Origin of the sequence: Streptomyces sp. NPDC101490 (genome assembly GCF_044767145.1) — a bacterium.
In the GTDB taxonomy this organism is placed as follows: domain Bacteria; phylum Actinomycetota; class Actinomycetes; order Streptomycetales; family Streptomycetaceae; genus Streptomyces.
Genome location: NZ_JBIWNI010000009.1, coordinates 221,669 through 241,497 on the forward strand (window position 1 = coordinate 221,669; position 19,829 = coordinate 241,497).

15 protein-coding genes are annotated in these 19,829 nt (G+C 72.2%); 9 read left to right on the forward strand and 6 right to left on the reverse strand.

Going from position 1 to position 19,829, the window contains the following annotated elements; all coding sequences use genetic code 11:
• Positions 1-164: 164 nt before the first annotated feature.
• The 5 genes from ACIRQY_RS19750 (at position 165) to ACIRQY_RS19770 (ending at position 5,449) form a co-directional block, all read left to right on the forward strand.
• Positions 165-857 carry a LuxR C-terminal-related transcriptional regulator gene (locus ACIRQY_RS19750; protein ID WP_351786794.1) on the forward strand — a complete coding sequence of 231 codons (693 nt, stop codon included), beginning with the start codon at positions 165-167 and terminating at the stop codon, positions 855-857.
• Positions 858-1,268: 411 nt separating this feature from the next.
• Positions 1,269-2,315 (forward strand): galactose-1-phosphate uridylyltransferase, encoded by a 1,047-nt coding sequence (gene galT / locus ACIRQY_RS19755; protein WP_351786797.1) that lies wholly within the window; start codon positions 1,269-1,271, stop codon positions 2,313-2,315.
• Positions 2,312-3,292 (forward strand): UDP-glucose 4-epimerase GalE, encoded by a 981-nt coding sequence (gene galE / locus ACIRQY_RS19760; RefSeq protein ID WP_403927296.1) that lies wholly within the window; start codon positions 2,312-2,314, stop codon positions 3,290-3,292. Before galT ends, galE begins: the two co-directional genes overlap by 4 nt.
• Positions 3,289-4,437, forward strand: a complete 1,149-nt coding sequence (galK, locus tag ACIRQY_RS19765) for a galactokinase (RefSeq protein ID WP_403927298.1) — start codon at positions 3,289-3,291, stop codon at positions 4,435-4,437. The genes galE and galK overlap by 4 nt, the downstream gene beginning before the upstream one ends.
• 241 nt (positions 4,438-4,678) lie before the next feature.
• The gene (locus ACIRQY_RS19770) at positions 4,679-5,449 is read left to right on the forward strand and encodes a response regulator transcription factor (protein WP_351786806.1); all 771 of its coding nucleotides are present in this window, start codon (positions 4,679-4,681) and stop codon (positions 5,447-5,449) included.
• Here the strand turns inward: ACIRQY_RS19770 and ACIRQY_RS19775 are convergent.
• The gene (locus tag ACIRQY_RS19775) at positions 5,408-5,905 is read right to left on the reverse strand and encodes a MarR family transcriptional regulator (RefSeq protein ID WP_366443269.1); all 498 of its coding nucleotides are present in this window, start codon (positions 5,903-5,905) and stop codon (positions 5,408-5,410) included. The two genes, ACIRQY_RS19770 and ACIRQY_RS19775, sit on opposite strands and share 42 nt — an antisense overlap.
• A 163-nt stretch (positions 5,906-6,068) precedes the next feature.
• Here ACIRQY_RS19775 and ACIRQY_RS19780 point away from each other — a divergent pair, with 163 nt between their 5' ends.
• Entirely contained in the window at positions 6,069-6,911 is an 843-nt protein-coding gene (locus tag ACIRQY_RS19780; RefSeq protein ID WP_351786812.1) for a trans-aconitate 2-methyltransferase, read from the forward strand.
• 114 nt (positions 6,912-7,025) lie between these two features.
• Here ACIRQY_RS19780 and ACIRQY_RS19785 read toward each other — a convergent pair whose 3' ends face one another.
• Positions 7,026-8,684: an FG-GAP repeat domain-containing protein gene (locus tag ACIRQY_RS19785; RefSeq protein WP_403927301.1), complete on the reverse strand. Its 1,659-nt coding sequence runs from the start codon at positions 8,682-8,684 to the stop codon at positions 7,026-7,028.
• Positions 8,685-9,414: 730 nt separating this feature from the next.
• Here ACIRQY_RS19785 and ACIRQY_RS19790 point away from each other — a divergent pair.
• Positions 9,415-11,058 carry a phospholipase A2 gene (locus tag ACIRQY_RS19790; RefSeq protein WP_403927304.1) on the forward strand — a complete coding sequence of 548 codons (1,644 nt, stop codon included), beginning with the start codon at positions 9,415-9,417 and terminating at the stop codon, positions 11,056-11,058.
• A gap of 237 nt (positions 11,059-11,295) precedes the next feature.
• Complete coding sequence (locus ACIRQY_RS19795) at positions 11,296-13,422, forward strand: S8 family serine peptidase (RefSeq protein ID WP_403927307.1); 2,127 nt, start codon at positions 11,296-11,298, stop codon at positions 13,420-13,422.
• Positions 13,423-13,557: 135 nt separating this feature from the next.
• Here the strand turns inward: ACIRQY_RS19795 and ACIRQY_RS19800 are convergent, their stop codons facing one another.
• The gene (locus ACIRQY_RS19800; RefSeq protein ID WP_351786999.1) at positions 13,558-14,232 is read right to left on the reverse strand and encodes a TetR/AcrR family transcriptional regulator; all 675 of its coding nucleotides are present in this window, start codon (positions 14,230-14,232) and stop codon (positions 13,558-13,560) included.
• Positions 14,232-15,215, reverse strand: a complete 984-nt coding sequence (locus ACIRQY_RS19805) for a fatty acid desaturase (protein WP_351786818.1) — start codon at positions 15,213-15,215, stop codon at positions 14,232-14,234. Before ACIRQY_RS19805 ends, ACIRQY_RS19800 begins: the two co-directional genes overlap by 1 nt.
• Positions 15,216-15,496: 281 nt before the next feature.
• Here ACIRQY_RS19805 and ppc point away from each other — a divergent pair, with 281 nt between their 5' ends.
• Positions 15,497-18,226 (forward strand): phosphoenolpyruvate carboxylase, encoded by a 2,730-nt coding sequence (ppc, locus tag ACIRQY_RS19810; protein ID WP_351786821.1) that lies wholly within the window; start codon positions 15,497-15,499, stop codon positions 18,224-18,226.
• Positions 18,227-18,392: 166 nt separating this feature from the next.
• Here the strand turns inward: ppc and ACIRQY_RS19815 are convergent, their stop codons facing one another.
• Both ACIRQY_RS19815 and pth read right to left on the reverse strand, forming a co-directional pair.
• Positions 18,393-18,836: a hypothetical protein gene (locus tag ACIRQY_RS19815; RefSeq protein WP_351786824.1), complete on the reverse strand. Its 444-nt coding sequence runs from the start codon at positions 18,834-18,836 to the stop codon at positions 18,393-18,395.
• Positions 18,837-19,003: 167 nt separating this feature from the next.
• Entirely contained in the window at positions 19,004-19,600 is a 597-nt protein-coding gene (gene pth, locus ACIRQY_RS19820; protein ID WP_351786827.1) for an aminoacyl-tRNA hydrolase, read from the reverse strand.
• Positions 19,601-19,829 lie beyond the last annotated feature (229 nt).

A 19,829-nucleotide genomic window follows, 5' to 3' on the forward strand; every position in this document is an offset into this window, starting at 1 on the left:
CGCGCGTCCCCGGGACGCCCGGTACGTCACCGGGACGGGGGAATTCGGCGCCTGGAGGGGGCCTGTGCCCGGGGTTGGGGCGAGGGGCGGCGGGGGAGCGTGTACCTTGCCGGGTCAGGCGTTGCCGGGGGACGGCTGGCGCGGAGGGACTGGGGGAAGACCGGATGGGCGTACGCCTCGTGGTGGTGGACGACCACCGCCTGCTCGCGGAGGCGCTGGCCTCGGCGCTGAAGCTGCGCGGGCACCGGGTGCTCGCGGCGGCGGCGCCGGTGGCGGGCGCGGCGGAGCTGGTGGTGAGCCGTGCGCCGGAGGTCTGTCTCCTGGGCACGGCCGAACCGGCCGCGCCGGGGGTCTTCGACCCGGTCGTCCGGATCAAGCGGGAGCGCCCGCAGGTGGCGGTGGTGGTGCTCGGTCCCGTGCCGTCGCCGCGCGGGATCGCGGCGGCGTTCGCGGCCGGGGCGTCGGGGTACGTACGGCACGACGAGCGCATCGAGGGCGTCGAGCGGGCCCTGGTGAAGGCGCGGGCGGGGGAGACGGCGGTGGCGCCGCAGCTGCTCAGGTCCGCCTTCGTGGAGCTGCTGCACCCCTCGGTGCAGCCGGACGACGAGGGACAGCGGCTGCTGCGGCTGCTGACGCGGCGGGAGGTGGAGGTCCTGGTCCGGGTCGCGGAGGGGGAGGACACCCGGGTGATCGCGGCGGGCATGGGGATCGCGCCGAGCACGGCGCGGACGCACGTGCAGCGGGTCCTGATGAAACTGGGGGTGGGCTCGCGCCTCGAGGCGGCGGCCCTCGCGGCCCGCACGGGCCTCCTCGACCGGGCGCTGCCGGGACCGCGCGGATCGTCTTCCGGGCGCTGATCGGTCCGGCGGCCCGGGGCCCGGCCGTTTTCGGGGGCGGGCGGCGCCGGGGCGGCCGGGCCGGGGCGGCCGGGCTGGGTGGTGGCGTTCCCGGTCGTTCCGGGGTGGGCGGCGCCGGGGCGTTCGGCGGGTCCGGCGAGTCCGGCGAGTCCGCACCATTCGGCTCATCCATCCCCTCCGCTTCCCTCCGCCACCTCCGCCCCCTCCACGGCATCCACCACATCCATCACATCCATCACATCCATCACATCCAACCCCCTCCCTCCACCCCATCCGCCCGGTCCGACAGGCTCCGGCCGTCGTTGTCCACGGTGTTCCGCCGCCCGCCGGGAAGTCGTTCCGTCGTTGACGGCGATGTTCGGATGTGGTTCCTTGTGTGTGGTTCTGTTTGATCTGCCCGGGAGGGCACCCGTGAAGAAGACCGTCACCACGCTCGCCGACGGGCGCGAACTCATCTACTACGACGCGGGCGACGACACCGTCCGCACCGCCGTCGACCCGCGCCCCCTCAGCCCCGTCGTCTCCCGCTCCGAGATCCGGATCGACGTCCTCACCGGTGACCCGGTCGCCGTCGCCTCGCACCGGCAGTCCCGCACCCACCACCCCCCGGCCGACGCCTGCCCGCTCTGCCCCGCCCGCGCGGGGCACGAGAGCGAGATCCCGGACGAGGACTACGAGGTGGTGGTCTTCGAGAACCGCTTCCCCTCGCTCTCCGGCGGCGCCGGGCGCTGCGAGGTCGTCTGCTTCACCGACGACCACACGGTCTCCTTCGCCGACCTCACCGAGGAACGGGCCGCCCTCGTCCTCGACGCCTGGACCGACCGCACCGCCGCGCTCGCCGCCCTGCCCGGCGTCGAGCAGGTCTACTGCTTCGAGAACCGGGGCCGGGAGATCGGCGTCACCCTGCCCCACGCGCACGGCCAGATCTACGGCTTCCCCTACGTGACCCCCCGCACGGCCGCGATCCGCCGCCGGACCGACGAGCACCGGGCGGAGACCGGCCGGAACCTCTTCGACGACGTCCTCGCCCGCGAACGCGCCGACGGCGAGCGGATCGTCCTGGAGACCGAGCACTGGACCGCCTTCGTGCCGTTCGCCGCCCACTGGCCGTACGAGGTGCACCTGTACCCCCGCCGCCGGGTCCCCGACCTCCTCGCGCTCGACGGGCCCGCCCGCACAGAGTGCGCACAGGTCTACCTGGAACTCTTGAGGCGCTTCGACCGGATCTTCGGGCCGGGGGAGCCGCCGACGCCCTACATCGCCGCCTGGCACCAGGCGCCGTTCACGGACGCCCGGCGGGAGGACTTCGGGCTGCACCTGGAGCTGTTCACCGTCCGGCGGGCCCCCGGGAAGCTCAAGTTCCTCGCGGGCACCGAATCCGGCATGGGCGCGTTCATGAACGACGTACGGCCGGAGGAAGCGGCCCGACGACTCAGGGAAGTGGCGACCGACAGATGAGCGACGAGACGAAGAAGTACCTGGTGACGGGCGGGGCCGGCTACGTGGGCGGGGTCGTCGCCGCCCACCTCCTGGAGCGGGGCCACCGGGTCACCGTCCTCGACGACCTCTCCACCGGCTTCCGCGAGGGCGTCCCGGCGGGCGCCGAGTTCGTCGAGGGCCGCGTCCAGGACGCGGCACGCTGGCTCGACGGCTCCTACGACGCCGTCCTGCACTTCGCCGCCTCCTCCCAGGTCGGCGAGTCCGTGGCGAGGCCCGAGAAGTACTGGGAGAACAACGTCGGCGGCAGTACGGCCCTGCTGGCCGCGATGCGGACCGCGGGGGTGCGGCGGCTCGTGTTCTCCTCGACCGCCGCCACCTACGGCGAACCGGCCGTGGTGCCGATCCCCGAGACCGCGCCGACCGCCCCCACCAACCCCTACGGGGCGACCAAACTGGCCGTGGACCACATGATCGGCGGCGAGTGCGCCGCCCACGGTCTGGCCGCCGTCTCGCTGCGCTACTTCAACGTGGCGGGGGCGTACGGCGGACTCGGCGAGCGCCACGACCCCGAGTCGCACCTGATCCCGCTGGTCCTCCAGGTCGCCCTCGGCCACCGCGAGGCGATCTCCGTGTACGGCGACGACTACCCCACCCCGGACGGCACCTGCGTCCGCGACTACATCCACGTCGCCGACCTCGCGGAGGCCCACCTCCGCGCGCTCGACGCCATGACGCCGGGCGAGCACCTGGTCTGCAACCTCGGCAACGGCAACGGCTTCTCCGTCCGCGAGGTCGTCGAGACCGTCCGGAAGGTCACCGGCCACCCCGTCCCCGAGATCACCGCCCCGCGCCGCCCCGGCGACCCGGCGGTCCTCGTCGCCGCCGCCGACACGGCCCGCGAGCGGCTCGGCTGGACGCCGTCGCGCCCCGATCTGGCCGGGGTCGTCGCCGACGCCTGGGCCTTCGCCCGCGCCCGGGAAGAGGAGCGGGCGTGACCATCACCACCACGGCCGCCGCGTTCGAGGCGCTCTACGGGGCCCCGCCCGACGGTGTCTGGGCGGCCCCCGGGCGGGTCAACCTGATCGGTGAGTACACCGACTTCAACGACGGCTTCGTGCTGCCGCTGGCCCTGCCGCACACCACCGTCGCCGCCGTCTCCCGCCGGGACGACGGGGTGCTGCGGCTGCACTCCGCCGACGCCGGCGGCGGGATCGTCCAGCTGTCCGTCGACTCCCCCGCACCGCTGTCCGGCGGCGGCTGGGCCGCCTACCCGGCGGGGGTCGTCCGGGCGCTGAGGGAGGCCGGGCACCCGGTGACGGGCGCCGACGTGCACCTCACGTCGACCGTGCCGACCGGGGCGGGCCTGTCGTCCTCGGCGGCCCTGGAGGTCGCCGTCGCGCTCGCCCTGGACGAGCTGTTCGGGCTGGGGCTCTCCCGGCCCGAGCTGGCCCGGCTGGCCCAGCGCGCCGAGAACGCCTTCGTCGGCGTGCCCTGCGGGGTGATGGACCAGATGGCCGCCGCCTGCGCGGTGGCGGGCCACGCGCTCCATCTGGACACCCGGGACCTGTCGTACCGTCAGGTCCCCTTCGACCCGGCCCGCGAGGGGCTGCGGCTGCTGGTCGTGGACACCCGGGTGAAGCACGCGCTCGGGGACGGCGCGTACGCGGAGCGGCGCGCCGGTTGCGAAGCCGGTGCGCGGGCGCTCGGCGCACGTGCCCTGCGTGACGTGAGCGCCGTGCGTCTGCCCGAAGCCCTCGCACGGCTGACCGACGCCACGGTCCGGCGGTACGTACGGCACGTCGTCACCGACAACGCGCGGGTGGAGCGGACGATCGCGCTCCTCGACGCCGGGGACGTCCGGGCGGTCGGCCCGGTCCTCACCGAGGGCCACGCCTCCCTCCGGGACGATCTGCGGGTCTCCTGCCCCGAGCTCGACCTCGTCGTCGGCACGGCGGTCGCCGCCGGGGCGCTCGGCGCCCGGATGACCGGCGGCGGCTTCGGCGGCTCGGCCGTCGTCCTGGTGGACGCCGACCGGGCGGACGCGGTCGCCACCGCCGTCACCGGGGCTTTCGCCGGGGCCGGGTACGCGGCCCCCGGGATCTTCCCGGCCGTGCCCTCGGCGGGGGCGCGCCGGCTCTGAGATCCGCACGGGTCCGCACGAGTTCGGACAGTTCCGCGAATCGGCCCCCGCCGTGACGCACCGCCCCTAACCTGAGGGTCGGCGCCGGTGGGGGCCGGTGCCGCCCAGGGGTCGAGACCCGGTCGGGTACGGCGCCGGAAGCGGGGGTAACAGTCAACGCACGGCGGCGGCCGCGCATCGGCGGGCCCGCCTCCGGCGCCGTGCCCGCGTCGGTCCCGTTCCTCGACACTTGGGGGTGTCCGTGGCACGCATCCGTGTCCTGGTGGTGGACGACCACCGCGTCTTCGCCGAGTCGCTCGCCGCCGCGCTGGCGGCGGAGCCCGATGTGGACGTCGCCGCCGCGGGAAGCGGTCCGGCCGCCCTGCGCTGTCTGGAGCGCGGCGCGGCGGAGGGGCGCAGGTTCGACGTGATGCTGGTGGACGCCGAGCTGGGCGCGGGCCCGCCGGGCTCGGTGGCCCGTGCGGTGCCGGACGACGCGGAGGGCGCCGTCGACGGGATCTCGCTGGTGGCGGGGGTGCGCGGGGTGCAGCCCGCGGTCCGTACGGTCGTCCTCGCGGAGAAGGACGACCCGCACCGGGCGGCGCTCGCGCTCCAGGCGGGGGCCTCCGGCTGGGTGGCGAAGGACTGCTCGCTCCAGCGGCTCCTGGCGGTGGTGCGGGGGGTGCTGCGGGACGAGACGCATCTGCCGCCCGCGCTGCTCACCGGGGTCCTGCGGGAGCTGACGGAGGTCCGCAAGCACCGGACGGACGGCGAGCGGCTGGTGGAGGCGCTGACCCCGCGCGAGCGGGAGGTGCTGTGCTGCATGGTCGCGGGGCTCGGCCGCAAGGCGGTCGCCGAGCGGCTCTTCCTGTCGCCGCACACGGTCCGTACCCATATGCAGAACGTGCTGGGGAAGCTGGGTGTGCACTCGACGCTGGCGGCGGTGGCGCTGGCCCGCCGGGCCGGGGTGGGTCCCGCGCCGCTGCCGGAGCTAGCCGGGGAGGTTGTCGAACGGGGCGGTCAGCCGGCGTAGCAGCGCGGCCAGTTCGCCGCGCTGGGCGCGGGAGAGCTGGGCGAGGATGGCGCGCTCCTGGGCGAGGAGTCCGGCGAGGGCCTCGTCGGCCCGGTCGCGTCCCTCGGGGGTGAGCCGGACGAGGACGCCGCGCCGGTCGCTGGGGTCGGGCAGCCGCTCGACGAGGCCCTTCTTGGTGAGCCGGTCGATGCGGTTGGTCATGGTGCCGGAGGTGACCAGGGTCTGGGTGAGGAGCTGCCCGGGGGAGAGCTGGTACGGCGCTCCGGCCCGGCGCAGGGAGGTGAGGACGTCGAACTCCCAGGGCTCCAGCTGGTGCTCGGAGAAGGCGAGCCGACGGGCGCGGTCGAGGTGCCGGGCGAGCCGCGAGACGCGGCTGAGCACCTCGAGCGGTTCCACGTCGAGGTCGGGGCGCTCGCGGCGCCATGCAGCGACCAGTCGGTCGACCTCGTCCTCCATGACGATCAGTGTAGAGGGTCTGTTGACATAAAGTCTCTTGGGTTCAAGTATCTCCACATCGAGTATCTTGGTTTCAAGATATATTTCCCCGGACGGCGGGGAAGGGACCCGCCCGGAACTCCGTTCCGCTTCGGCAACGCGTGCCAGCAAGGGGGCTTCGAACATGTATTCCGCAGAATCCGTCGTACCGACCACACCCACCTGGGACCCGCAGCAGTACCTCCGACACTCCGGCCACCGCACCCGGCCCTTCCTCGACCTGCTCGCCCGAATACCCCGTCTGCCGGCCCAGGACCGGTCGGCCCGCATCGCCGACCTCGGCTGCGGCCCCGGCAATGTGACGGTCCTCCTCGCCGACCGGTGGCCCGACGCCCACATCACCGGATACGACCTCTCGCCCGAGATGCTGGAACGGGCCGACAAGGACTGGTCGGGCAGTACCGGGGGCGGCGGCTGGATCGACTTCCGGCCCGCCGACGCGGCCCACTGGACCCCCGACGAGCCCCATGACCTGATCGTCTCCAACGCCGCCCTCCAGTGGGTCCCCGGCCACCCCGAGTCCTTCGCGGGCTGGATCGACGGGCTCCGCCCCGGCGGCGTCCTCGCCTTCCAGGTCCCCGGCAACTTCACCTCGCCCAGCCACGCCCTGCTCGGCGAGCTGTGCGAGACCCCCGAGTGGCGCGCCCGCCTCGGCGACCAGGGCCGCCGCTACGTCCATGTCCTCGACACCGCCGACTACCTCACCCGGCTCACCGGCCTCGGCTGCGAGACGGACGTCTGGGAGACCACGTACTGCCAGCTGCTCCAGGGCGAGGACCCCGTCCTCGACTGGGTCAAGGGCACCGCCCTGCGGCCCGTGCTCACCACGCTCGCCGACGACCCGGAGGCCGCCGACGCCTTCCTCGGGCAGTACCGCGAGCTGCTCCGCGAGGCCTACCCGCCGGGCCCGCACGGCACGGTCTTCCCGTTCCGCCGGATCTTCGCCATCGCCCGCAGACCCCACTGACCCCACCGGCCCCACCGTCCCGGCGGGCCCGTCCCGCCGCCGTACACGCGGATGCCCCGCACCGGACCTCCGGTGCGGGGCATCCGCGTGTCATGACCCGTGGGTCCGGGGCCGCTAGTACAGGTTCGGGTAGATCTGGTAGCCGGTACCGATCCTCACGCGCGGGGAGAACGTGTGGGTGCCGTTGTCCTTGCCCGTGGACACGTACCGGAACAGTTCACCGTTGGAGGCCACCCCCAGCAGGTCACCCTTGCTGTCGCCGTCGATGTCGCCCGGTGCCACGAGCTGCTTGTAGGCACCCCAGCCCGCGCCGATCTTCAGCCGGGCGCCGAACGGAGTCGTGGCCGAGCCGGTGCCCTTGTACAGCCAGAGGACACCCGCGCCGTCCCGGGCCACCAGGTCCGTACGGCCGTCGCCCGAGTAGTCACCGGCGCCGACGATCCGGTTGAACCCGCCCCAGCCCGCGCCGACCCGGACCCGGCCCGCGAAGCTCGTTCCCTCGCCGTTGCCCCGGTACAGCCACAGCACGCCGGAGCCGTCCCGGGCCAGCAGGTCGCCCTTGCCGTCGCCGCTCAGGTCACCCGGGCCGATCAGCAGGTTGTAGATCTGCCAGCCGCCACCGAGGTCGATGTCACCCCTGTACAGGCGTCCCCGGTAGGTCTCCAGAAGGTCCCCGTAGGTGTTGGAGTCGAGGGACGAGACGAACGAGATGTTCGCCCCGTTCCAGTCGCCGACCTCGTTCCATTGCTCTACGGGGGTCAGCAGGCCGTTGTTCTCCCCGCCGTACCAGAACAGCGTGCCGCGGGCGTTCCGGGCGAGGAAGGCGGTCTTGCCGGAGGACGGGACCCCGCCGCCCGTGCCGAACTGGTCCACGCTCAGGAACTTGCCGTTCTCCGCGATCAGTTGGCGCGTGGACAATCGCCCGTCGCCGAGGCCCTTGTAACCCCACAGGGCGCCCTTGCGGTCCCGCGCCATCAGGTCGGCCCGGCCGTCGCCGTTGGCGTCGTCGGCGGCGACGATCTGGTTGTAGACGTTCCAGCCGGTGCCGATCGACTTGCGGGCCTTGAGCGGCTCGGCCGTGTTGCCGGTGCTGCCGTAGAAGAACAGCCCCCCGTTCGTGTCCCGGGCCACGACGTCGCCCTTGCCGTCGCCGTCGTTGTCGCCGACGCCGACGATCTGGTCGTAGAGACCCCAGCTGTAGCCGATCTTGGTCGGCGCGCCGAACGGAGCGGTGGCCGAACCGGTCGCCAGGTAGAGATAGAGGTCGCCGTTGTGGCGGCGGGCCATGAGGTCGGCGCGGCCATCGCCGTTCACGTCGCCGGGCGAGAACACCTTGTTGTAGATGTTCCAGCCCGAGCCGCCCCAGCGGAAGGTGCCGGAAGTCGCGCTCGCGTTCGAGAACAGCTCAAGGCGCCCGTACTTGGTCAGCGTCAGCACCTCGGGGCCGCCGCTGCCGTCCTGGTCGCCGATCGGGACGATGTCGTGGGTGAGGACGGTCGAACCGCCCACGCCCTTCCAGGCGCCGCCCGTGCCGGAGGTCAGTACCGTGTAGACGGCGCCGTCCCATTCACGGTTGATCAGGTCGGACTTGCCGTCGCCGTCCACGTCGAAGCGGGGCTTGACGGCGGCGGACGCCTGGGCGGTACGGGCCCGGTCCGAGGGCCCGGCCAGCGGCGACAGGTCCAGCCGCGACGGAGTCGTACGGTCCTGGGTCGGGGCCTTGGGCACCGGCCGGGGCGCGGAGTCGGCCACGGCGGGCGTCGAGAACAGCATTCCCGCCGAGAGCACCAGCGCGGTGCACGTCGTGACGCGGCGCGTGCGCCGGGCGGCGCGGGAGGAGGGAGAGGAACCGGAAGAGCCGGAAGAACCTGAGAAGGCGGAACGCAAGAGATCCCCCCCTGGGGATGTCGAGAACGAAGGACCGGGGAGCGGGTCCGCGACGTCCGCGCACGCCGGTCGGCGTACCCACGGGGCGGACACCCCCCGATGTGCTGCGGAGTGTACCCGGGCCCTCTGACAGGGCCGTCACTCGTTTCCACGTTCCGTCAGATCGAGTCCGGTCCGAGGCTCGTACGGTCCCGGTCCTTCGGGCCCCGGCCGCCTCAGTCCTTGCGGTGCCCCCATCTGCCGGGGCTTCGTTTCCAGGTCGTGCTCGGGCCCTGCCCGTCCTGCTGTCCACCGCCGGCAAGGGTCAGGGAGGCGAGGACGGCGACTGCGGGGGCACGTCCGGGCCGGGCGAACGGGCCGCCGAGTGTGCGGGCGTGTGGCATGCGGTCAGCTTCCCCGAGGGCCGTGCCCGTCCATGGGTACTCGTACTCATGTGGCAGAAGTCCGAGCTCACAGGGGTGCAAGGTGCGATCGGGCGCTCAAACTCAGGCTGCTTAAAAGGCTTGCAAAGCGGGTCCGTCTCGACCTAATGTCCACCCCGATCCGTTTGGATCTTCATATTTTCTTCACGAGGGGGGAACTCGTGCGTAGAAAGAATGCGCTTCCTGTGTTGGCCGTGGCATCCCTGTCGCTGCTGCTTCCGCAGGAGGTGGCGTGGTCGGCTCCCGGGGCGGCCCAGCCTGCCGCAGGGGCCGTGGCCGTCGATCCGCCGCTGGCGGAGGGCACGCTCCAGCAGGTCGGTCCCGGTGTCTACTCCACCGCGGAACGATCGTTCGAGATCTACGAGACCGATGTGCCCGTCGGTCTGATGAGCCGCAGCCACACCGTATCCGTCCAGCTGGACGGAGTCTCGAAGCCGGAGTCCGCGCCCGCGGCCCGCCCGGACATGGGGGTCTTCGGGCCGGGCTGGGAAGCCGAGTTCGTGGGGGGACAGCTCAACCGCAAGCTGGAGCTGAAGGGGAGCAGCGCCGTCATCACCGACCTCACCACGAGGTCTGCGGCGACATACGCCCTGAAGAGCAGCATCGACTACCCGGACGGCGGCGGACTCCGGAAGTACGCGACGCCCGAGGGCGACACCTTCACCGAGACCACCAGGTTCAACGCGGCGACGGGCACGATGGTGTCCACCGGTGTCGAGGCGAGCACCATGACCGGGTCGGTGCCGGACGAGGACCTGGCCGCCGACAGTGACGCCGGCGCCCCGGTCAACTACAACGAGCTGACGCCTTCCTACACCTGGAAGCCGGTCGGCTCCGGGGCCGACAACTGGCGCGTCACCGCTCTGGGCAGCGTCTCCGACAACGCCCTCACCACCATCACCTACGACGCCTCGGGCCGGATCTCCACCGTCAAGGACATTGAGGCCGGGCAGACCGCGTCCAGCCTCCTGACGGTCAAGTACTCCACCGCCACGACGGCCACCAGCGCGAAGGCCGGTGAGTTCGCGGGCCGGGCCAGGGAGATCACCCTGACCGACGGCGCCACGGTGCAGACGCTCGCCCGGTACTCGTACGATGCCTCCGGCCGGCTCCGCTCGGTCGCCAACCCGGTCGAAGGCATCGACACGGTCTCCGGGTACGAATACGACACCACCGGGCGGGTCTCCGCCGTCACCTCGCCGTCCAACGGAGAGTGGGACCTGACGTTCCCGGCCGGATCGGCCTCCCCGAACGTCCTCCCGGTCGGTCCCGAGCGTCCGGCCTCGAACGCACCGATCGAAGGCGCCTCCGGAATCGGCACCCCCGGCTCCAGCGGTCCGCCGGCGACCGACTTCGTAGGCGGTGAGATCACCGACCCGCAGGCGTACCCGCGTGCTTGCTCCGCGGCGACGGACTGGTTGTGGTACCTCAAGAAGGGCTGCGCCGCCTGGGCAGCGCACTATGGCTGGAAGCAGCCGAACTGGAAGCAGACGCCCACGGGCCACTGGGTTGTGGGCATCAACTACGACGGCTGCAGCACCCCGGGCCCCAACATCAGCCGACCGGGCGGGTTCAACTTCCGGTCCGCGTGTGACATGCACGACTACGGCTACGGCCTCATCGGCAACACGTACAAGGGCTATGCGTACTACCTCGACCGCAGCAAGAAGTCGAACGTCGACAACGCCTTCTACACGACGATGAAGACCTACAGCTGCAAGGCCTACTCCCTCCTCAGGCGGGGGTCGTGCAACAGCTACGCGTGGTCGTACTACAAGGCCGTGAGCAACAAGCGGTGGGGTGGCGACCCGAAGAACGGCGCCGACGCGACGAGGTAAGGACATCGGTCCTGCGCGACAGCGCATCGTGCACCGGCCGGACCGGGTGCGTCCAGGGCTGACGGGGCCGGGTGCGGAACCTCTCCGCACCCGGCCCTCTCCGTTCCAGCGCCACCTCTCCGGCCGGCCCATACGTCATATGGGCTCCCTCTACGGCGGCCCGAACCCATCGCCGCCGACCACATTCTTTCGTCCTGGTGCACGCCCGCACCTGGCACATGTTCCTGGAGCAGCAAGTTGAAGAGACCCATAGGCGGCGTGGTCGTCGCCGTCGCCGCAGCAGCGGCCATGGTGGTCACCGTGACCCCGGTGGGCGCCGACCCGTTGACCGGAACCGCTTCCGCCGCCGAGGGCGGCGGCCCGGTCGCCCCCCTGCTGTTCGACGAGACGCAGAGCGGTGGCACAGTCCGCGTCAACGTCGTCACCGCCCAGCGGACCGACCTGGCCTCCGTCGCCGACGTGGGCCAGACCCTCGTCTCGTACAGCACACTGCCGATGACCACCCTCCGGGTGGACATGGCGGGTCTGGAGAGGCTGAACGCCCAGCCGGGAGTTGTCAGCGTCACCGAGGACATCGCGGTCAAGCCCATGCTGGACGAGTCCACCGTCAAGATCGGCGGAGACAGGGCCTTCGCCGCCGGGAAGACGGGCGTCGGCGCCACGGTCGCCGTCCTGGACACCGGAGTCGCCGTCAAGCACCCGTTCCTCTCGGGGCGCGTCAAGGCCGAAGCGTGCTTCTCCGACAACGACCCGGTCGCCGGTTCCACCAGCCTGTGCCCCGACGGTTCCGTCGCGCAGGAGGGCCCCGGCAGCGCCGACACGGACACCGGCCCGTGCGCCGCCGCCAACCTCGACTGCTCCCACGGCACTCATGTCACGGGCATTGCCGCGGGCGACGGAGCGGGCCTCAGCGGGGCGCCCAGGCGCGGCGTCGCACCTGGTGCGGGCGTCATCGCCATCCAGGTGTTCTCCAGGTTCGACTCCGAAGACGTGTGCGGGGCCGGCCTGAGCCCGTGCGTGGCCAGCTTCACCAGCTCCCAGGTCAAGGGCCTGGAGAAGGTCCTCACCCTGAAGAGGGCCGGGACCGACATCGTCGCGGCCAACATGAGCCTGGGCAACGGACGCTGGACCACGGCCTGCGACCAGGACATCCGCAAGCCGGCCGTGGACGCCCTGCGTGCCGCGGGCGTCGCCACGGTCGTCGCCGCGGGCAACAGCGGTTTCACCGACGCCGTCAGCGCTCCCGGCTGCATCCCCTCCGCGATCACGGTCGGTTCGACCACCGACGACGACCAGCTCTCCTCCTTCACCAACCGGGGACCGCTGCTCGACCTCCTCGCGCCCGGTACGAGCATCGTCTCCTCGGTCCCCGGCGGCTACGGCACGAAGAACGGCACCTCCATGGCCGCCCCCCACGTCACCGGGGCCCTGGCCGTGCTCAGGCAGGCGTACCCCGGCCTGGGCGTCGACCAGCTCGAGGCGTTGCTCAAGAGCAACGGCAAAACCATCACCTACACCGGTGCCACCACTCCGCGGATCCAGCTCGACAGGAGCGCGCTTCCCACCGTTCCCGGCGACATGACCGGAGACGGGAAGCCCGACCTCGTCGCGATCGACGACGCGGGCATGCTGTGGCTGTACCCCGGCACGGGCACCGGTGGACTCGGTACACGCATCCAGATCGGCACCGGCGGCTGGGGTGGCGCCTCGGTGGCGCACCGTGGCGACTGGACCGGTGACCAGAAGGAGGACATCGTCGCCGTCGTCGCGGGCGAGCTCTGGGTCTACCCCAACCGTGGTGGCGGCACCCTCGGCGCTCGGATCAAGATCGCCACCCTGAGCTCCAGTACGCGCATCCTCGCTCCCGGCGACGTCAACCGCGACGGACACCCCGACCTCCTCGTCAACACCTACGAGGGGCTCTCGTTCTACACCGGCACCAGCGCCGCCAAACCGACTGTCTCCCTGGCCGCCTCCCTCGGCTACGGATGGCCCTTCGACTGGACCCTCGTCGCCCCCGGCGACGTCAACAACGACGGCGTCCCGGACCTGCTTAACCGTAACGCCGAGAACGGTGACCTGAGCGTTCACTTCGGGCGGTCCACGGGGCAGTACTTCTTCCACCGGGGGGACGAGTACGGACGCGGCTACACCCTGTCCCACCGGCCCCTGATCGCGGGTGCCGCCGACGCCGACCTCAACGGGGTCGGCGACATGTGGGCCACCGCCGGTGACGGCACCCTGAAGTTCTACCAGGGGGGCCTGGGCCCCGACGGCGACCCGTTCCGCAACCCCCGTCCGATCGACGGCCCGTTCATCCAGGTCGGCAGCGGTGGCTGGAACACCATCCGGTCCATCAGCTGACCCGGCCCCTCACGGGAGCGAAGCGTTCCCGGCCCCGCGCCCGTGAGGAAAGGCAAATGGTTCCGCCCGCCCGCCGACACCACCGGCGGGCGGGCGGAACCATTTGCCCGTCCCCGGAGGGAACCCGCCCCGCTCTCAGCTCTTGCGGTGTCCTATCAGCCGGGGCTTCGCCTCCAGGCCGTTCAGGCCGTGCCACGCCAGGTTCACCAGATGCGCCGCGACCTCCGCCTTCTTCGGCTTGCGGACGTCCAGCCACCACTGGCCCGTCAGCGCCACACTGCCCACCAGGGCCTGCGCGTACAGCGGCGCCAGCTTCGGGTCGAAGCCCCGGGCCTTGAACTCGAGGCCCAGGATGTCCTCCACCTGCGTGGCGATGTCACTGATCAGCGACGCGAACGTGCCCGTCGACTGCGCCACCGGCGAGTCCCGCACCAGGATGCGGAAGCCGTCCGTGTAGTTCTCGATGTAGTCGAGCAGCGCGAACGCCGCCTGTTCGAGCAGCTCCCGGGGGTGCCCCGCCGTCAGCGCGCCCGTCACCCCGTCCAGGAGCTGGCGCATCTCCCGGTCGACCACGACCGCGTACAGCCCCTCCTTGCCGCCGAAGTGCTCGTACACCACCGGCTTGGAGACCCCGGCCTTCGCCGCGATCTCCTCGACCGAGGTGCCCTCGAAGCCCTTCTCCGCGAACAGCGCCCGGCCGATGTCCAGCAGCTGCTCCCGGCGCTCCGCGCCCGTCATCCGGACCCGGCGTCCCCGCCGGGGCTTCTGCTCGCTGCCGCTGTTCCTGCCGTCGATCGCCACGTCTTCCATCATGCCGCGTCTGCGGACGGGGCCTGGCGCCGGGCTTCGATGCGCGACTTCGCGGGCCACCGTACGTCGGACGCCCAGCCCGCCAGCTCGAACCAGCGGATCAGCCGGGCGCTGGAGTCGAGCTGCCCGCGCAGCACCCCGTGCCGCGCCGACGTCGGCTCCGCGTGGTGCAGGTTGTGCCAGGACTCGCCGCAGGACAGCACCGCCAGCCACCACACGTTGCCCGAACGGTCCCGCGACTTGAACGGACGCTTGCCGACCGCGTGACAGATCGAGTTGATCGACCACGTCACGTGGTGCAGCAGCGCCACCCGCACCAGCGAGCCCCAGAAGAACGCCGTGAAGGCGCCCCACCACGACATCGTGACCAGCCCGCCCACCAGCGGCGGGATCGCCAGCGACACCACCGTCCACAGCACGAACTGCCGCGAGATCGCCCGGATCGCCGGGTCCTTGATCAGATCGGGCGCGTACTTGTGCTGAGGCGTCTGCTCCTCGTCGAACATCCAGCCGATGTGCGCCCACCACAGGCCCTTCATCAGTGCCGGAACCGTCTCCCCGAACCGCCACGGCGAGTGCGGGTCGCCCTCCGCGTCCGAGAACTTGTGGTGCTTGCGGTGGTCCGCCACCCAGCGCACCAGCGGCCCCTCCACCGCCAGTGACCCCATGACCGCCAGCGCGATCCGCAGCGGGCGCTTCGCCTTGAAGGACCCGTGCGTGAAGTACCGGTGGAAACCGATCGTGATCCCGTGACAGCCGATGTAGTACATGACCACCATCAGCCCCAGGTCCAGCCAGCTCACCCCCCAGCCCCAGGCCAGCGGCACCGCCGCGAGCACCGCCAGGAACGGCACCGTGATGAAGAGGAGCAGCGAGATCTGCTCGATCGAACGCTTGCTGTCCCCGCCGAGCGTCGCGGAGGGCTGGACCGGGGCGTCGTCCGGCGCCTCGGGCACCGAGGTCACCTCGGGGCTGATGGTCATGGATGTCCCTTGGGGGTGGGAGTGAGAGCGGGTGACTGCCGAAGGGCAGGAGGAAACACGCGGAAACACGAAGAAAATCCGACAGAACACGGCCGTGGCTACGCCTCCGTAACCTACGGCGTCGTAAGTATGGCAGTGCCGTGGCGCGCGGCAAGGGGGCGCAACAGGGGCAGCGCCCCCGCCGCTGGGACGGGCACCTATCCTGGGTGCGTCGGACAGCGCGGTCCGCAAGCCTCCAGAACCCCTCCAGACGTGCTCAAACACTGCAAGGAGCCGCACCTGTGAGCAGTGCCGACCAGACCCCCACCGCCAGCACCGAGCTGCGCGCCGACATCCGCCGACTGGGCGACCTGCTGGGCGAGACCCTCGTCCGCCAGGAGGGCCACGACCTCCTCGACCTCGTCGAGCGGGTCCGTGGTCTCACCCGGGAGGACGGTGAGGCCGCCGCCGAGCTGCTGCGCGGTGTCGAGCTGGAGACAGCCGCCAAGCTCGTACGGGCCTTCTCCACCTACTTCCACCTCGCGAATGTCACCGAGCAGGTTCACCGGGGCCGCGAGATGCGCGAGCGGCGGGCCGTCGAGGGCAGTCTCCTCGCGCGCACCGCCGACATGCTCAAGGACGGCGACCCCGAGCACGTCCGCGAGACGGTCAAGAACCTCAATGTGCGTCCCGTCTTCACCGCGCACCCCACCGAGGCCGCCCGCCGCTCGGTCCTCAACAAGCTGCGCCGGGTCGCCGCCCTCCTGGAGACCCCGGTCATCGAGGCCGACCGGCGCCGGATCGACCTGCGGCTCGCGGAGAACATCGACCTCATCTGGCAGACCGACGAGCTCCGGGTGGTCCGCCCCGAGCCCGCCGACGAGGCCCGCAACGCCATCTACTACCTCGACGAACTGCACGCGGGGGCCGTCGGCGACGTCCTGGAGGACCTCGCCGCCGAGCTCGACCGCGTCGGCTTCGAGCTGCCCGCGGGCACCCGCCCGCTCACCTTCGGCACCTGGATCGGCGGCGACCGCGACGGCAACCCCAACGTCACCCCCCAGGTGACCTGGGACGTCCTGATCCTCCAGCACGAGCACGGCATCACCGACGCCCTGGAACTCGTCGACTTCCTGCGCGGTCTGCTCTCCAACTCCATCCGCTACACCGGAGCCACCCAGGAACTCCTGGACTCCCTCCAGCGCGACCTGGAACTCCTCCCGGAGATCAGCCCCCGCTACAAGCGGCTCAACGCGGAGGAGCCCTACCGGCTCAAGGCGACCTGCGTCCGGCAGAAGCTCGTCAACACCCGCGAGCGCCTCGCCGGCGGTACCCCGCACCAGCCCGGCCGTGACTACCTCGGCACCACCGAGCTGCTCCGCGACCTGACCCTGATCCAGACCTCGCTGCGCGAGCACCGGGGCGCGCTCTTCGCCGACGGGCGGATGGACCGCACCATCCGCACCCTCTCCGCCTTCGGCCTCCAGCTCGCCACCATGGACGTCCGCGAGCACGCCGACGCCCACCACCACGCCCTCGGGCAGCTCTTCGACCGCCTCGGCGAGGAGTCCTGGCGGTACGCCGACATGCCCCGCGACTACCGGCGGAAGCTGCTCGCCAAGGAGCTGCGCTCGCGCCGCCCGCTGGCGCCCACGCCCGCCCCGCTGGACGCGGCCGGCGCGAAGACCCTCGGCGTCTTCCACACCGTCAAGGAGGCCTTCGGGCGCTTCGGCCCCGAGGTCATCGAGTCGTACATCATCTCGATGTGCCAGGGCGCCGACGACGTCTTCGCCGCCACCGTCCTCGCCCGTGAGGCCGGTCTGGTCGATCTGCACGCGGGCTGGGCCGAGATCGGCATCGTGCCGCTCCTGGAGACCACCGACGAGCTGAAGGCCGCCGACGTCATCCTCGACGAGATGCTCGCCGACCCCTCCTACCGGCGCCTCGTCTCGCTGCGCGGCGACGTCCAGGAGGTCATGCTCGGCTACTCGGACTCCTCCAAGTTCGGCGGCATCACCACCTCTCAGTGGGAGATCCACCGCGCCCAGCGGCGGCTGCGCGACGTCGCCCACCGCTACGGCGTGCGGCTCCGCCTCTTCCACGGCCGGGGCGGCACCGTCGGCCGCGGCGGCGGCCCCTCGCACGACGCGATCCTCGCCCAGCCCTGGGGCACCCTGGAGGGCGAGATCAAGGTGACCGAGCAGGGCGAGGTCATCTCCGACAAGTACCTCATCCCGTCGCTCGCCCGCGAGAACCTCGAACTGACCGTCGCCGCGACCCTCCAGGCGTCCGCCCTGCACACCGCGCCGCGCCAGTCCGACGAGGCCCTCGCCCGCTGGGACGCGGCCATGGACACCGTCTCGGACGCGGCCCACTCGGCGTACCGGCGCCTGGTCGAGGACCCGGACCTGCCCGCGTACTTCTTCGCGGCCACCCCGGTCGACCAGCTCGCCGACCTGCACCTCGGCTCGCGTCCCTCGCGCCGCCCCGACTCGGGCGCTGGGCTCGACGGGCTCCGCGCCATCCCGTGGGTGTTCGGCTGGACCCAGTCCCGCCAGATCGTCCCCGGCTGGTTCGGTGTCGGATCCGGTCTGAAGGCGCTGCGGGAGGCCGGTCTCGACCCGGTCCTCGGCGAGATGTACGAGCACTGGCACTTCTTCCGCAACTTCGTCTCCAACGTCGAGATGACGCTGGCCAAGACGGATCTGCGGATCGCCCGGCACTACGTCGACACCCTGGTGCCGGACGAGCTGAAGCACGTCTTCGACGGCATCGAGGCGGAGCACGCGCTGACCGTCGCCGAGGTCCTCAAGGTCACCGGCGGCGAGACGCTCCTCGACTCCAACCCGGTGCTCCAGCAGACCTTCGCCATCCGGGACGCCTACCTGGACCCGATCTCCTACCTCCAGGTCGCCCTGCTCGCCCGCCAGCGCGCCGCCGCCGAGCGCGGCGAGGACCCGGACCCGCTGCTCGCGCGGGCCCTGCTCCTTACCGTCAACGGCGTGGCCGCGGGCCTGCGCAACACCGGCTGACACCGGGCCGGTTCCGTACCGGCGGCACACACGGCCGTGCCCCCGTGGAGTCCTTCCACGGGGGCACGGTCGTGTCAGGGCGGGCCGGGCGGCCCGGCCGCGACGGATTCGGCGGATTTCGGCAGGCCCGGCGGGACCGGCTCCAGGGTCCGGCGGGCCCGGCGTCTCAGAGCGCGAAGAACGCGGCCACAAGCAGCGCCCCGCCGGTGCCCGCCATCGTCCACGCCGTCCTGGACAGCCGCAGTCCGCCCCCGACCAGCGGCGCCCCGAGCAGCAGCGCCCCGCCGAGCGGCAGCCACGCGTGCAGCCCGCCGCCCCAGCCGCTCCGTACGCCCTCGTCGGTGCCCGGCTTCACCACCACCGGGAGGGTCTGTCCGGGCTCCGCCGCGACCGAGCGCGCGATCGTCAGCGTCCTGCGGGCCGAGCCGGGGTCCTCCGGGGCGAAACGGCCGTCGCACCTCTTCTCCGTGCAGCCGGTCACCGTCAGGGTGCCGTGTTCGCGGCCCTTGGGGAGCAGGACGTGCTGGGCCGAGTTCCAGGAGGTCCAAGCGCCCGCGACGAGCAGCAGAAGGGCGACGAGGACCATGGCGGCGTTGCGGACGTGCGTCATGACCCGCGATCGTACAGTCGTACGGGCAGGGGTCCAGGGCCCGGAACGGGGACGGCCCGGACCTCTCCGGCGCACCGGCCGGGCCTCGCCCCGTACGTCCCGTTCCGCCCCGTACGCCCTGGTTGACGCACCCAGGTCCGTCCACCCCGCTCCGTATGGCGCCGGTCCTAGGAGTTGTACGCGGACTGGGCCCGCTCCAGGCCCTCCGCGATCAGGCACTCCACCGCGTCCGCCGCCCGGTCCACGAACCAGTCCAGGTCCTTGCGCTCCGTCGAGGAGAAGTCCTTCAGGACGAAGTCGGCCACCTGCATCCGGCCCGGCGGGCGGCCGATGCCGCAGCGCACCCGGTGGTAGTCGGGGCCCATCGCCTTGGTCATCGACTTCAGGCCGTTGTGCCCGTTGTCGCCGCCGCCGGTCTTCAGCCGCAGGACCCCGTAGTCGATGTCCAGCTCGTCGTGGATGGCCACGATGTTCGCCGTCGGCACCTTGTAGAAGTCGCGCAGCGACGTCACCGGACCGCCCGACAGGTTCATGTACGACAGCGGCTTCGCCAGCACGACCCGGCGGCTCGCGGGTCCCGGCGGGCCCATCCGGCCCTCCAGGACCTGCGCCTGCGCCTTCTGCGCCCGCTTGAACGAGCCGCGCATCCGCTCCGCGAGCAGGTCCACCACCATGAAGCCCACGTTGTGCCGGTTGGCCGCGTACTCGGGCCCCGGGTTGCCGAGGCCGACGATCAGCCAGGGGGCGTTCGCGTCGTCCGTCATGTGCGTCAGGTCTCCTCGGGTGCGTACCGGAAGCGGAAGGGGGAGAGGGGGGAGGGGGAGGGGGAATGCGAGGGAAGGCGGGGAAGGCGGGGACAGCGAAACGGGGTGGGGGGGGGGGGGGGGGGGCCCCCCCCCCCCCCGCGGCGGGGGGCCCCCCCGCGGGCGGCGGCGCCCCGCCCCCGGCCGGCGGGGGGGCGGCCCCCCCGGGGGGGGGCGCCCCCCCGGGGGC

Coding starts and splice junctions, on each gene's coding strand:
- ACIRQY_RS19775 (WP_366443269.1), bottom strand. CDS start 5,905: ATGGAGGACGAGGTCGACCGACTGGTCGCTGCATGGCGCCGCGAGCGC.
- ACIRQY_RS19815 (WP_351786824.1), bottom strand. CDS start 18,836: ATGACGCACGTCCGCAACGCCGCCATGGTCCTCGTCGCCCTTCTGCTG.
- ACIRQY_RS19800 (WP_351786999.1), bottom strand. CDS start 14,232: ATGGAAGACGTGGCGATCGACGGCAGGAACAGCGGCAGCGAGCAGAAG.
- galE (WP_403927296.1), top strand. CDS start 2,312: ATGAGCGACGAGACGAAGAAGTACCTGGTGACGGGCGGGGCCGGCTAC.
- ACIRQY_RS19750 (WP_351786794.1), top strand. CDS start 165: ATGGGCGTACGCCTCGTGGTGGTGGACGACCACCGCCTGCTCGCGGAG.
- ACIRQY_RS19785 (WP_403927301.1), bottom strand. CDS start 8,684: ATGCTGTTCTCGACGCCCGCCGTGGCCGACTCCGCGCCCCGGCCGGTG.
- ACIRQY_RS19805 (WP_351786818.1), bottom strand. CDS start 15,215: ATGACCATCAGCCCCGAGGTGACCTCGGTGCCCGAGGCGCCGGACGAC.
- ACIRQY_RS19780 (WP_351786812.1), top strand. CDS start 6,069: ATGTATTCCGCAGAATCCGTCGTACCGACCACACCCACCTGGGACCCG.
- pth (WP_351786827.1), bottom strand. CDS start 19,600: ATGACGGACGACGCGAACGCCCCCTGGCTGATCGTCGGCCTCGGCAAC.